Source organism: Chryseobacterium jejuense, from assembly GCF_900100075.1.
Lineage (GTDB): Bacteria > Bacteroidota > Bacteroidia > Flavobacteriales > Weeksellaceae > Chryseobacterium > Chryseobacterium jejuense.
Genome location: NZ_FNEG01000004.1, coordinates 302,367 through 315,269 on the forward strand (window position 1 = coordinate 302,367; position 12,903 = coordinate 315,269).

Sequence of the window (12,903 nt, forward strand, 5' to 3'; positions counted from 1 at the left end):
AAATTGCAAGTACAATAATACAACCCTTTAAAATTAATGTTTAAAGGGTTTTTATTTTCAATAGATCCTAACAAGCCACATCTATGTTTTGAGTAAAATATCATCGATAAATCCATTTGTTTTTTCCTAAATTGTAGACTATAAAATGAGACAAAACAAATTAATATATGATAGTTACAGAATTCCTGTTCCAGAGGAGTTTGAAGCGGTATTCTCTCATTTTTATTTTGCTGAAAATAATTCTGAAATAACAGTCACCAAAACCCTACTCCCTTCTTTCCAAACCATCATGGTTTTTAATTTCGGAGCTCATGCCTTCTTGATTTCCAAACAAAAAACGAAAATCGAAGTTGGTAAATGCATTGTTGTAGGTCCTATAAAGTCCTCATTTGAATATTGTCTGCCTCCCAACTCCAGTATATTGGTTGCTAATTTCAAGAATGATGCATTTTACCGTTTTTTTGGAAAGGCAATTCTATCTGATCATTTTCCAATCCACCCCGATGAAGCAATGGAAGAGAATTGTTTTAACCGGTTAGCATTGCAATTAAATACTATTGATACAGCAGAAGAAAAAGTAAATCATATTCTCAATTTCTGTAAGCCATACCTCAACCAGCAGGATACCACCTCCAGCCTATTGGCTAATTTTAAATCGGATACGATGAATCCCATCAAATCCATTGCTGAACAAGTTAAACAAAGTGAAAGAAACATTCAACTGATACATAAAAAACACTTTGGCTTCAGTGCAAAAGAAATCAACAGATATCATCGCTTTTTAAAAGCTATTGAATTGATTCAACACCTAGATTTTACTAAAGAAAAAGTAAACTGGTTTGACATTATTAATAAGTGTGGTTATTATGATCAAAGCCAACTTATTCATGATTTTAAGCATTTCATTAATCTTTCGCCAAAAAATTATCTGAAGTTCCAACAGGATATCTGCCAAGCGACCAGCGAATAGCCAATTTCGTTTTCTTACAATTTTTCCGGTGTCCCCTATTTTACTTTTGTACTGTTCAATCAATTAAAAGTAACAATATGAAACACCTTATTATCTATGCACACCCGAATCAGGAGAGCCTGAATAGTCAGATTAAACAATCTATTGAAAAAATTTTAGAAGAGCAGGAACAGGAAGTAATTGTCAGAGATCTTTACAGTCTTGGATTTGATCCTGTACTGTCTCTGGACGATATGGCAGAACAACGAAAAGGTATCGTTAATGAACTCATCAAAAAAGAACAGGAATATATTTTGTGGGCAGATGTAGTAACTTTCATCTACCCAATCTGGTGGACTGGTATGCCTGCAATCATGAAAGGATACATTGACAGGGTATTTAGCTATGGTTTTGCCTATCGTTATGATCAGGGAATACAAAAGGGATTATTAACGGGGAAACAGGCTATAATTCTTAACACTCATGGAAAATCTCATGAAGAATATTCAGCTATCGGCATGGATAAAGCATTATTACTGACTTCTGATAAAGGGATCTACACCTATTGTGGTTTCCAGATTAAAGAACATTTCTTTTTGGATAAGGCAGACCGTGCAACTCCTGAGGCCATACAAATATGGTTATCTAAAATCAGAGATGTATATACTATGACGAATAGTATTCAAGTGAAAAATGCTTAATAATAAAGGCTTTCATTTTTGCATGAGGAAAACTCTAAGAATTTGGATTTGATTTGGATTTAGTATCAAAATAGTGTGCTCAAATCGAAAGCTTACTAATTTTTAAAATCATGTTATCAACTATGAGTTCACCCTATTAGATTCTGCTCTCAACTCTTTTCCCAGGAACCATTTTCATCAAGAATTTTTAAATAACTGGAAACAGGTTCTTTATCATGGTAAAGTTGATACATCTGATCGGTTAACGCTGTGAGAAAGTCAAAGAAAACAGAAAAATCTTCCTTTGCGTTATAAAGCCCACTCCACTCACTCAACATCCAACAAAACGTTTTGCCATCATTAGCTGTAATTGAAGTGACGAGATGAGGGATATCTGCTTCAGTTCGTTTATAATAATCATAGTTTACTCCACCCAACAATGATATTTCCCGGGCAGGAATTTTGATAGAGGTTATATCCGAAAATAAAACAGACCCGAAACAGGAGCTGGTAAATCCTTCTTTATTTAACGTAATGATCTCTATCGACTGTCTCCTGGATGCTACTTTATACAGCTTATAAATGGATAGTAACATTAACGGAAAGGTGAACAGCAAGAGCCAGTTCGGAAAATAGGCTTCCACAGGAACCACTAACATAGTTGTTGTTAGTGTAATAGTAAGTAATGTCGAAAAAAACCAAAACAAAATAGCTGCGGTCTTATTGTTATTATTAAAACGGAATTGATAGGTATTCATTACTGTCCAAAAGGTTAGTTAAATAAAGTGACTTCTTTCTCAAAGAAAAACCATAGTCTCCAGTAGTAAATGTATACATATTCAGCTAAATATTAGCACAGTAATGATTTCCTTTCATAAAATCTCTGTCCAAATCAGTCTTTTAATATGGGAATTTTAACAAAACTATCGTTGTACCATTTCACTTTTAATGGTTCTTTGGCATCTTTAATGGTTTCTTCCGTTACCGTTTTACCTGTTCCGTAATTTAATTCAGAGAATGGATTCTTATTTACATTGAGATACACTAATAGTCTGCTTCCTTTGCTTAGTCGTTTGCTCACCAAGTGTGTATTAGAGAATGGAATGGTTTCAATAACATTGGGTTTTAATAACTTTCTGTGGGTGATATCATTTGCATAACTGGCCCGTCCGATAAAATAAGATAGGTGAAAATATTCTCCATTGGGCATTACTTCATATAATGTTACACCAATATCCATATCCAGCTTGTTGATGCTTGCCTTGATGGCTCCTAGAAATGAACCATTTATTAATATGGATTCTTTTAAAGGCTCACTCATAAAATTAAATCCATTGGCTGTATCTATTTCTTTCCGAATAAGGGGTTCCGGATAATAATCATTATTGGTTTTATCTCTATCGGCAAAATCAACTTCTTGCGATAAAAAACTACTTTTAACAGGTTTCCTGGAGTTCAAAGCATAGTATTTGCCAGCCTTGTCATTGGTTAAGTAAAGTGTTAAAAAACCATTACTCATTTTATCAATGGATGGGGCACTGCGCCATTCATTGGCACCCATTACCTCATAGTTGATTTTATCCTTTAGAATTTCCGGTTTAGTTCCGTTTTTTAGAATGTAATCAAACCATTGATAAGTAATTTTATTGATATCAAACAACGCAACGGGATCAACCTTATATTCATACAGAACACTTTCTCCGCCACTTTGTGTACCAAAATGTCCGTAAGGTCCAATAACAAGATATGCGGGTGTTTGAGGGCTATATTTCTGAAGTTCTCTCAAATAATACAATCCGGAGCTTTGTCCATCATTATAATATCCGTCAAAGGCTAAAACCGGAATTTTTATCTGTGCAAAATCTTCTTTATAAGGTGTCATTTTTTGCCAATAACTATCAAAAGATGGATGACTTATCCATCGTTGAAACCATTTATTAGGAACACCGTCTATGCTGTCTAATTTTTTATAGGCAACTCCAGTTTCCCACCATTTATTCTGCATTTCGCGAAAACGTTTTCTGTCATTTCCGGCTATAGTATCCAGATATTTATTATTTCCAACATAAAATGACCATTCGTAATTGGGGTTGACGAAAATATTATTTTCTACAGGCAGCCCCTGACCTGGTCGTGCGGCAACTGATGGTACAATTGTTTTAAGAGCTGGATGCAGGATTTTACACGCTGCCCATTGCGTAAAGCCATTATAACTTCCACCATACATCCCTACACTTCCATTACACCACTTTTGTTTGCTGATCCAGTCGATAACATCGTAAGTATCATGGGCATCATTTTCATAGGGAAATATCTCGTCAGGGCTAAATCTCTTTCCTCTTGCATAAGCAATAACACCCACGTAGCCATTGTCTACAGATCTCTTTAATGATATCATATCTCTACCTTTATCTCTAACATAAATAGTGGATTGAAGGATGACAGGTTTAGGATTCTCATCTCCCTTTTTTCTGACAATCATTAAAGATAATGTTGCTCCGTCTCTCGTTTTTACCAAAACACTATCCTGGATGTTATAGATGCTTTTTAAATCTTCTGACTTTATTTTTCGAGTTTGTTGTGCTGAACCGGTGAAAAATGCCAGAAACAGAATGATGAAATTCAAAAATGTTTTCATTAGTTATTGTTAGTTTTTTGAGAAACTGGAACGTTTATATTGTGTTTACTTATACATGCCAGAAAACAGTTTCATTATTTTTGTGATTCAGAATAATGAGTTGTTTTTTTAAAGCACTAATGTAGTAGTAATTTGTGAATATAAATGATCTATATTCTATTCATTCAAACAGTTTGGATGATGTCCTTCAAAATTCACCAGACAAAGTAAAGCAGGTTAATACATTATCGCTCATTTCAATAAAAATGTATGTACAAACTATCACATTGCGAGCATAAAATTAAAGATGATACATTTGCAGTTCCGGATGAAACGAATACGTTTTTGAATGCAATTCCAATTGGCAGGATATTAAAATAATTATTAACTGATGTACGAAAGAAAAATAGAAAAAGAATACAGTTGTGGGATAGAAATTACAAGCGAAATTATCGGCGGGAAATGGAAACCTACATTGATCAATCTGATCCATAGTGGTATTATCAGACCCAGCGAACTACAACGGGCTATGCCTGCAGCACCAAGACGTGCCCTTAATATCCAGTTGAATGAATTGCAGGAACACGGCATCATCGAAAAAAAGATCTATCCTGTTCTACCCCCAAAGGTAGAATATACACTCACAGAGTTTGGGATCTGCCTTCTCCCAATAACCCTCGCCATGGAGGAATGGGGAAATAAGTACCGTGACCATTTCAAAAAACTTCTTGAACTAAAGAAAAAAACAGACGATAAATAACTCTTCTATAGGGAATAATTTTGCCGTATCTGAATCGTTATGCCGTTATTGTGACAACTTTTTTTTGATGCTAACTTTGCAACAAAGAAAAAGAGTTATGATTAATGTAAGCATACGGTATTATTCTCCTATTGACGAAATGAGCCATTCAAGAGAAGTCTTAACTGCAACTACAGAATGGGTTCAACTTACTGACAGGTTAGAATTTAAACAATTTTGGATTTCTGAACATGGTGAAATCTCAGAACGCTTTAAGCCTACGGAAGCTTTATATCCCTATAGAAAGCAACATATTGAACAGCTTGTTACTCCATAACGGATGAAGTAATGCTATTTTTTGGTACAGAAAACAGAATGCAGGGCATTAAATTACTTTCAGAAGTATCCAATTAAGATTTCACATCATTTGAGGAAGTGACACAAATCTGAAAATTTCCTTTTCAATAATCAGAGACAGTACAGTTTAAATAAAAACGCATCAACAATGCAGTGCACAGGATTGGTGTGAGGGATCGGTATGCTCAAAAACTGATAACAGGCTTCAATCAACAAATGCTTAAATAACTGATTACAAATAATTTACAATACATAATAGATTCTACAGTATGCCACAATATAATGAACATAAAATAATATAGTTATGCCAGTCATCAAGATTGAACTTACGCGGGAAGGCGTTACCAGAGAACAAAAACAGATCCTCATAAAAGGAATAACTGATTTAATAACAAAGACATTGAACAAAGATCCTCATCTCACCCATGTTATCATTCAGGAGGTTGAGCTTGATAACTGGGGATATGCCGGAGAACAGGGTTCAGTGATAAGAGAAAAGGCTTTAAAGCTAAATAACAAACAAAAATAATTTTTTAAAACAATGAAAAAACAGACAATTATAGTTACTGGTGCTGCATCAGGAATAGGAAAAGGAATCGCAAAATACTTTTTAGACAAAGGTGATAATGTAGTGATTAATTCATTGTTACCAGCTGCACTTGAAGAGGCTTTCAAGGAATTGGGTGCAGGTAACAATCTTGCAATGGCTGCAGGGGATGTGAGTGATAAACAGACCGGAGAGCAGCTGCTGAAAGTAGCCCTTGAAAAATTTGGATCTGTGGATGTACTCATCAACAATGCAGGTATTTTTGACAGCAGACCATTTTTAGAAGTGGATGAAGATTATCTGGATAAATTTTTGAAAACCAATTTCAAAGGAACTTATTTCACCACACAAGCTATTATTCCACAAATGCTTCGCCAACAGGACGGTGTGGTTATCAATATCGGAACACCTCTTGTTACCCATGGTTTTGGAGGGCTGCCTGCTACAGCGGCTATTTCTAGCAAAGGGGCTATTCATGCACTAACGGTTCAGCTGGCAGCAGAATTTGGAAAACAGAACATTCGGATCAATACCATAGCTCCGGGGATCATACGTACACCGATGCATGGTGACCATGCAGACAAGAGCGCTGGTTTACACTTACTGAACAGGGTCGGAGAAATTGATGACATTGCAGAAATGGTGTATACTGTTGCAAAAAGTAATTTTATTACGGGTTCAATCATTAATGTTGATGGTGGTAAAGGTGCCGGGCGCAACTTAAATTAGAGATAAAACTATTGTAGCCATTAGTTTTTATTAAAAGAGGCTGTCTCAAAAGTGTTATTCTGAACACAAACTGAAAGTCTGCGAACATAGGTTATAAATGTAGTGAAGAACCTCATACACCAGGTTATCAAAGAGATTCTTCCTTCGTCATAAATCGAAGATTCGACGTATTTTCAATGACAAAAGCCAAATTATTTAACTTTTTGAGACAGCCTCTCCTCTATTTTTTTCATAGTTCTTTAAAAATTGAATCTAACAGAAAGATCAATCTAAGTATCTACGCTTTGATAAAAATGAACAGCTAAATGTTATCAAATCCAGAATTCTGTACTATCCAGAGATATTCTTATAAAATATTTAATTCTCTAAGAATCTTCAATGTAATTTCCTTTCTACATTTACCAAAATTATGGTTAAGATCTTTACGGTCTTTAATGAGACGTGTTGCAAAAAAATACACATTGTTGGGGCGCTCCACATATCCCACCCACCATCCGGTGTCTTTTCCTTTATCCCTCGTCCAGCCAGTTTTAGCCCTTATTGTATACTCTTCTGTTTTGGTATCAATCATCATGTCTTTGAGCGCTTTGAATGAGCTTTTTTTAAAAGGCAGGCTTTCTTCATAAACACCCCGTACTATTTCTATTTGGTTCACCGGAGAGATCGCAAAGTTTCCGAAATTCCAAAAATCATCGTCATTCACAGATAGGTCTCCATTTCCGTATCTGCTCATCTTCAAATATTTTTTATATCTTTCTTTACCAATTTTCTTTGCTACCTCAACATAGGCCCAGCCTGCAGACAATTTAAAAGCCTCTTTCATGCTCATGTCATGATAAATATCCGGGCGAAAACCATATTTCAGCGTATCTGTTGAACCCGGCCATTTAATCACTTCTTCTGCATTGGAGACTGCACCTGTTTCTAAGGCAATCAGGGTATTTATAATTTTAAAGGTCGAAGCAGGTAAAGTTGGCCGATTGCTGTCCATACTATCACTAAATATCCATTTCTCGTTCTTAAAATCATATATAGTGATACTTCCCTTGATCTTACAATCTTCAAAAGGCTTTACAAGATCTACCTGTGCATTAAACCTGGCAGTCAGCACATTGATTAACAATAGGAATAAAAAAACATTTCTCATTACATTAGTTTTATTTCGATAACCATATATCATCTATACTAAAGCTAATATACCTTTTTTAGTGTTGCCCTCTTCTGTAAATCCTTGGTCAGCTGCTACATTTTCAAAGTCTGAACAAGATTTTCCGGTTTTTCTTCAATGTTTTTAATGCAGGCTTGGAATGACATCCTATTTTGTTTTTTTTGGTTACTCTTTATTTTTCAAATATATAATCAAGCATTTCGGTATGGTACAACACTCTTAATCCTTTTTCTTTCGTATCTCCCCTACTCCTGCCTTAGTCAGCTTAATCGTTGAATATTTTCCTTTGGAATCTTTAATAAATTCAACTGTTCTGTTATCATCATCTGACCTAAAAAATTTAGTATCTGATTCCGGAAACAATTCAGTATCAAGGTCATTATAATAAAGCTTCCCATTATTTTCAAGAATTTTAATATCATCATAATTTCCTGTAAAAAGTGAGTAAAGACCTCCATTATTTTTAACCTTCTGATGATGATAAGGAAGTTCAACCTCTTTATCAAAACATATTGCCGCTAATCCGTAGGCCAACATATATGCTGGAGACTGATTATTGGAAAGAACGGTGATAAACAAGCCATCATCTGTATAACGGTTAAAGGAAGTCATTGTCCCAAAAAAACCACCATCATGAGCAATTAATTGATGTCCTTGATTGTAGAAAGGATTGATTACAAAGCCATATCCAAAATTTTGATCTTTATAGGAAGTAAACATTCGTTTTTTCATTTTTTTTGATAAAATAGTCGTCCCATAAAGCGCTTTGTCCCATAATGCCAAATCTTCAACGGTAGAATAAGCACCATCATGCCCAATGTTAAATTTCCAATTGATATAGGGGTTATGAGCCAACCCATTTTCTGTGTGATGATAAACTTTCGCTTTTTTTAGAATTATCGAATCATTATTACTAATTCCAGTATTCTTCATTCCTACTTTTTCAAATATATTTTTTCCCAAAAAAACTGCATATTTTTCTCCTGATACTTTTTCAATAATTTTACCTAATAAATAATATCCAATATTGCTGTATTCACTTTTAGTTCCCGGTGAAAATGCATAGGGTATTTTTTTTATTTCATTATAGGCAGAATCAGCTGATAGGGTACTTAAAGCCAAATCTTTAAATCCCAAAGAAAGGCCGGAAGAATGTGACAATAGCATATGAATGGTAACACTTTCCGCATTAGGGTAATCTGGAAAAAATTTACTTAACTTATCATCAAGTGATAATTTTCCTTTTTCTACCAATTGAAGGATTGCTGCTGCTGTAAATTGTTTTGTTACAGATGCTAACTGAAATTTGGTATCTATTGTGTTTTTAATATTCCATTCGTAATCTGCCAAACCATAAGCCTCCTGCAGAAGTACAGCATCTTTTCTGACAATCAGAACAGTACCGCTAAACCCATTCACATCTGCCTGGGCTTTCATATATTGTGACAACTTATCAGAAAGACTGATCCGATTCTTCGTTACGTTGACATTTCCTACAATTGCTTTAGTTTGTGAAAGGCCTTTGAAAGGGAGCAAGCTAACTCCTAAAAGAAATATTATTTTTGAGTTTTTCATAATTACTTTTTTCTAATCAGATATACGTTTTATTTTTAAGTGGACTTTGATTGTTATTCAGCAGGTCATCTGCAATCTGTATCATTCCTGCATTATTACCTCCACCCCAAATTGCCCTTCCAAAAATATAACTTGTTGTGTATTCTTTCCAGGTACTGCAATATTTTTTCAATTCCCTGTGGGATTTTGCTACATATTCAATGAGTTCTTTTTCAGAAATATAGCCTAATTCGTGGCAGCAGCGAGCTAAAAATACACTTCTGCCATAGTTCCAACCGCTATCTTTTATTTTTTTTAAATGAGTAAAATCTGTAATCACTTTCTGCTCAATTAATTCAGGAACAACATTTTTTAATGTTCTGAACAGATCCAGATAATATTCAAAAACGTCTTCTTCATTAGGAAGATTTGATCTTAAAATACCAACATAATTCTCTGAGCTTTCAAATGCTTTATATACCACATCAATATCTTTATCTTGATTTCTGGTATGCAAACTTTGAAGAATTTCTATAGCCTGATCCTTATCTGATATCTCCCAGTAGGTTTCTACTAACTTTATAATATCGGATTTGTTTAGCCCTGTTTCATAAGAATTCAAGTATGCCGACTGTTGTTCGGCATACATTGAACCTACGAGCAAATGCTCTAATAAATAACCACTTACTTTATTTTTATCATTTAATCGAATGCTCTTAAATGAATTTAAAAATTTTGAAAAAAGTCCCATGCTTTATTAAGACATTTTTAAATTAGGAAATCTATCTTGTAAAATCTCCACCAATTTTTCACCAACTACCTGATATTTTGCTCTTGTTTTTAACTGTTTTTTCAGGTTGAGCATATCTTCGGGATCTACCCTATAATTAAGTCTATCGTGAATTTCAAGAGATAATGAGCTTCCGTCTATATCAAAAGTGATAACATGTGTTTTGGGTAAATATTCTTCTGATGATTTTGCATAAACACCTAATTGTGATTTCAGGACACCACCATACTGAAGTGTGGCTTTTTCAATTCTAAAATTATCAAATACAATGTGCTCATCTAATTCACCTACTGTATCGGTACTAAAAAAATGCAAATCATTTCCGCTTAAAACCCAGAAACAATCTGTTTCAATCCGTCTAAGTTTTACCCCTATTGCAGATAATGCTACATTTTTTAGTCCATCAGTTACAAGCTCCTGCATCTTATTGGTTGTTGACTGGGGAACAGATCCAGAAGTAAAGGCATCAATTCGCTTCCCTCGCATCCACTCTGTTATTTTTGGAAAATCCTGAGCTAAAAGTTCTTGTTTATACTGGTTATATTTGGTTCTTTCAGAATCTAAATCAATTTCTGATTTTGCAGTTTTGTGTCTTTTATTCATGATAATCATGAAAACGATCCCTGCAATTATTGCTACAACTGGAATTAAAAATAATGGATTCATATTTTATTTGGTTTAAGTTTTTTACTATTTAAATAGTTGTTGGATTTACTTTTTTAGGCTTGTCTTTAGAAAAAATCCCATAGAGAATAAGTCCGATAATCAATACTACTATGAATTTTCCTCCATATTGGGTGTAAAGCCCAAGCTGCAGAAGACCTTCTTTATTCAGTTTATTTTCATTTATAATCTGATCTAGCTGCTCATTGGTTAACTCGAAATATTCGTCGCTTTCTTTTTTGGCCAAGACCAATTGGGGTTCTTTCGTTATCCAGACCGGAATAACCCAGGCAATATTATATTCCTGATGCATTCTTGCTAAATCCAGGTATTCTTTTGAATCTTTACTTACAGCATATTTCTCAGTATTGGGTAAATCTGCTATTATTTCTATTTTATCAATCTTTCCAAATGGAATTTTTGCCTTTGCCGATACAAGATTTATGGTAAACATGAAAAGAAAAGCTAATAAGAGAATTTTTTGTATCATATTTTGATATTTGATTTTAGCTCATGAATATTTTTGAACATTGTCCTATTTATATTTCTGAATACTCATGAACCGGATTAATTTATTATGGTTTTAATTTATAGGTAGAAAGCATTGCTGCTTTATCATATCGTTTGGAAAACTGTATCTATTTTTTAGTCATTTGAACTTCAGTTTTTATGGAACCTCTTGTTAAGACAACAGAGTTTACCTTTCCATTACTGAAATCAAATTTTAATACATTTGGATAATCTACAATTTTAAAAGTTCCATCTTTCAGATACAGTAACTCATTCTCATTCTTTCCTTTAAGAAAATCCAAAAGCATAGATTCAACATAAAGATGGTTATTCTTTTCTACTATTTTAGTTTCCATTCCCTGTCCATAAAGGAAGTCCTCATAAGTTCCTATAAGCTGTTTTTTTAGATGTAATGGGAGTTCCTGGGTATCATCATGAGTTGGTTTATTCCAGTTCATCAATGTAAGGACCTTTATTCTGGTAGTATTCATTACAGGAAAACGATTGGGCTTTTCACCATTAGCAAGATATACCATCCCGTTACCATCTGTCATAGAAGCCAGAACATTGCCCCCAACTCCAGTATTAGAACCATTACAAGAGAACCAATCATAGTTGTTATAACCAAAAGACTTCTGCCAGCCGTAGCTCCAACCTCCAACAGCATTTTTCAAAGCCGTTACTTCCGTTACTTTTTTGGCTACCTCATGCGAAATCACTTTATTATTTTTATTGCGTAAAGCGTTTTGTATCTCAATAGAAAGCTTGGCTAAATCAGTTGGGGTGGACCACATTCCGGAAGCTGCTACTTGTGGGGTTATTGGTAACCCTGTTCTAATCACTTTTCCGTCTTTATCATGAACAAGAGCCACATTTGATGGAAAGCCCTTTTCATTAGGTTGAATCATTGTGGTATTTTTCATACCAAGCGGAGAAAAGATATACTCTTGTGCCAGTTCTGCAATAGATTTATTCAAAGTATCTTCTAATGCCATTTGAACAATTACATATCCACCACCACTATATTCAAAACTGGTCCCGGGTGTGAACAGGAATTCAATTTCCTTATCATATCTTGGGATCTGTCCTAGAAGACTTTGTTTTATAGTTGGAATGACATCTCCTTCGTAATGGTCTTCAAATCCACCCTGACTTGTACCAGCCGTATGATTAAAAAACTGTTTCCAGGTTGGGCTATTATTTTCCGTGAACTTGCTTTTTGGCAAATGCCAGCGTTTTAAGTATTTATCTATAGGAGCATTAAGGTTTATCAGACCTTTTTCTTCAAGAATATGGCAAAGAAGTGCCGTTATTGGTTTTGAAATTGATGCCGTAGAGAAAGCCGTATTTTCATTTAACATTTCTTTAGAATCTACTGATTTCACTCCCCACTGGCTTGAGTATACAATTTTATAATTTTCAAAGACAACAAGACTAAATCCCGGAAGGTTGTACTTTTCTAACTGTTTATCAATATGCAAACTGTCAGTAAGAAAGCTATAGTCTCTTTTTGAGGTTACTGCATTATTCCTTGTTTGGCAACTCAGCACAATGAGTGCAGCAATTAGTAGATAAAAGGTATTTTTCATGGTATTATTTT

At 34.4% G+C, this 12,903-nt stretch carries 14 protein-coding genes; 6 read left to right on the top strand and 8 right to left on the bottom strand.

Annotated elements, in window-relative coordinates; translation table 11 throughout:
• Positions 1–145 precede the first annotated feature (145 nt).
• Both BLS98_RS13705 and BLS98_RS13710 read left to right on the top strand, forming a co-directional pair.
• Positions 146–970 carry a helix-turn-helix domain-containing protein gene (locus tag BLS98_RS13705; protein WP_089737072.1) on the top strand — a complete coding sequence of 275 codons (825 nt, stop codon included), beginning with the start codon at positions 146–148 and terminating at the stop codon, positions 968–970.
• Positions 971–1,047: 77 nt separating this feature from the next.
• Complete coding sequence (locus BLS98_RS13710; RefSeq protein ID WP_089737073.1) at positions 1,048–1,650, top strand: NAD(P)H-dependent oxidoreductase; 603 nt, start codon at positions 1,048–1,050, stop codon at positions 1,648–1,650.
• Positions 1,651–1,799: 149 nt separating this feature from the next.
• Here the strand turns inward: BLS98_RS13710 and BLS98_RS13715 are convergent, their stop codons facing one another.
• Together BLS98_RS13715 and BLS98_RS13720 are read right to left on the bottom strand one after the other, a co-directional pair.
• Entirely contained in the window at positions 1,800–2,387 is a 588-nt protein-coding gene (locus BLS98_RS13715; protein ID WP_139166120.1) for a hypothetical protein, read from the bottom strand.
• 134 nt (positions 2,388–2,521) lie between these two features.
• Positions 2,522–4,267 carry a CocE/NonD family hydrolase gene (locus BLS98_RS13720; protein WP_089737075.1) on the bottom strand — a complete coding sequence of 582 codons (1,746 nt, stop codon included), beginning with the start codon at positions 4,265–4,267 and terminating at the stop codon, positions 2,522–2,524.
• A gap of 370 nt (positions 4,268–4,637) precedes the next feature.
• Between BLS98_RS13720 and BLS98_RS13725 the strand changes: the two genes are divergently transcribed.
• The 4 genes from BLS98_RS13725 (at position 4,638) to BLS98_RS13740 (ending at position 6,618) form a co-directional block, all read left to right on the top strand.
• The gene (locus tag BLS98_RS13725) at positions 4,638–5,006 is read left to right on the top strand and encodes a winged helix-turn-helix transcriptional regulator (protein WP_089737076.1); all 369 of its coding nucleotides are present in this window, start codon (positions 4,638–4,640) and stop codon (positions 5,004–5,006) included.
• Between the two features lie 97 nt (positions 5,007–5,103).
• Positions 5,104–5,322, top strand: a complete 219-nt coding sequence (locus BLS98_RS13730; RefSeq protein WP_139166121.1) for a hypothetical protein — start codon at positions 5,104–5,106, stop codon at positions 5,320–5,322.
• 324 nt (positions 5,323–5,646) lie between these two features.
• On the top strand, positions 5,647–5,871 hold the full coding sequence (locus tag BLS98_RS13735) for a tautomerase family protein (RefSeq protein WP_089737078.1): 225 nt from the start codon (positions 5,647–5,649) through the stop codon (positions 5,869–5,871).
• 12 nt (positions 5,872–5,883) lie between these two features.
• Positions 5,884–6,618, top strand: a complete 735-nt coding sequence (locus BLS98_RS13740; RefSeq protein WP_089737079.1) for an SDR family NAD(P)-dependent oxidoreductase — start codon at positions 5,884–5,886, stop codon at positions 6,616–6,618.
• 346 nt (positions 6,619–6,964) lie between these two features.
• Here the strand turns inward: BLS98_RS13740 and BLS98_RS13745 are convergent, their stop codons facing one another.
• The 6 genes from BLS98_RS13745 to BLS98_RS13770 form a co-directional block, all read right to left on the bottom strand.
• On the bottom strand, positions 6,965–7,765 hold the full coding sequence (locus tag BLS98_RS13745) for a penicillin-binding transpeptidase domain-containing protein (protein WP_089737339.1): 801 nt from the start codon (positions 7,763–7,765) through the stop codon (positions 6,965–6,967).
• A gap of 240 nt (positions 7,766–8,005) precedes the next feature.
• Positions 8,006–9,361 (bottom strand): serine hydrolase domain-containing protein, encoded by a 1,356-nt coding sequence (locus BLS98_RS13750; RefSeq protein WP_089737080.1) that lies wholly within the window; start codon positions 9,359–9,361, stop codon positions 8,006–8,008.
• A gap of 16 nt (positions 9,362–9,377) precedes the next feature.
• On the bottom strand, positions 9,378–10,091 hold the full coding sequence (locus tag BLS98_RS13755) for a DUF1266 domain-containing protein (RefSeq protein ID WP_089737081.1): 714 nt from the start codon (positions 10,089–10,091) through the stop codon (positions 9,378–9,380).
• A gap of 6 nt (positions 10,092–10,097) precedes the next feature.
• The gene (locus tag BLS98_RS13760) at positions 10,098–10,796 is read right to left on the bottom strand and encodes a hypothetical protein (RefSeq protein ID WP_089737082.1); all 699 of its coding nucleotides are present in this window, start codon (positions 10,794–10,796) and stop codon (positions 10,098–10,100) included.
• Positions 10,797–10,824: 28 nt separating this feature from the next.
• Positions 10,825–11,283, bottom strand: a complete 459-nt coding sequence (locus BLS98_RS13765; protein WP_089737083.1) for a hypothetical protein — start codon at positions 11,281–11,283, stop codon at positions 10,825–10,827.
• Positions 11,284–11,431: 148 nt separating this feature from the next.
• On the bottom strand, positions 11,432–12,892 hold the full coding sequence (locus BLS98_RS13770) for a serine hydrolase domain-containing protein (protein ID WP_089737084.1): 1,461 nt from the start codon (positions 12,890–12,892) through the stop codon (positions 11,432–11,434).
• Positions 12,893–12,903 lie beyond the last annotated feature (11 nt).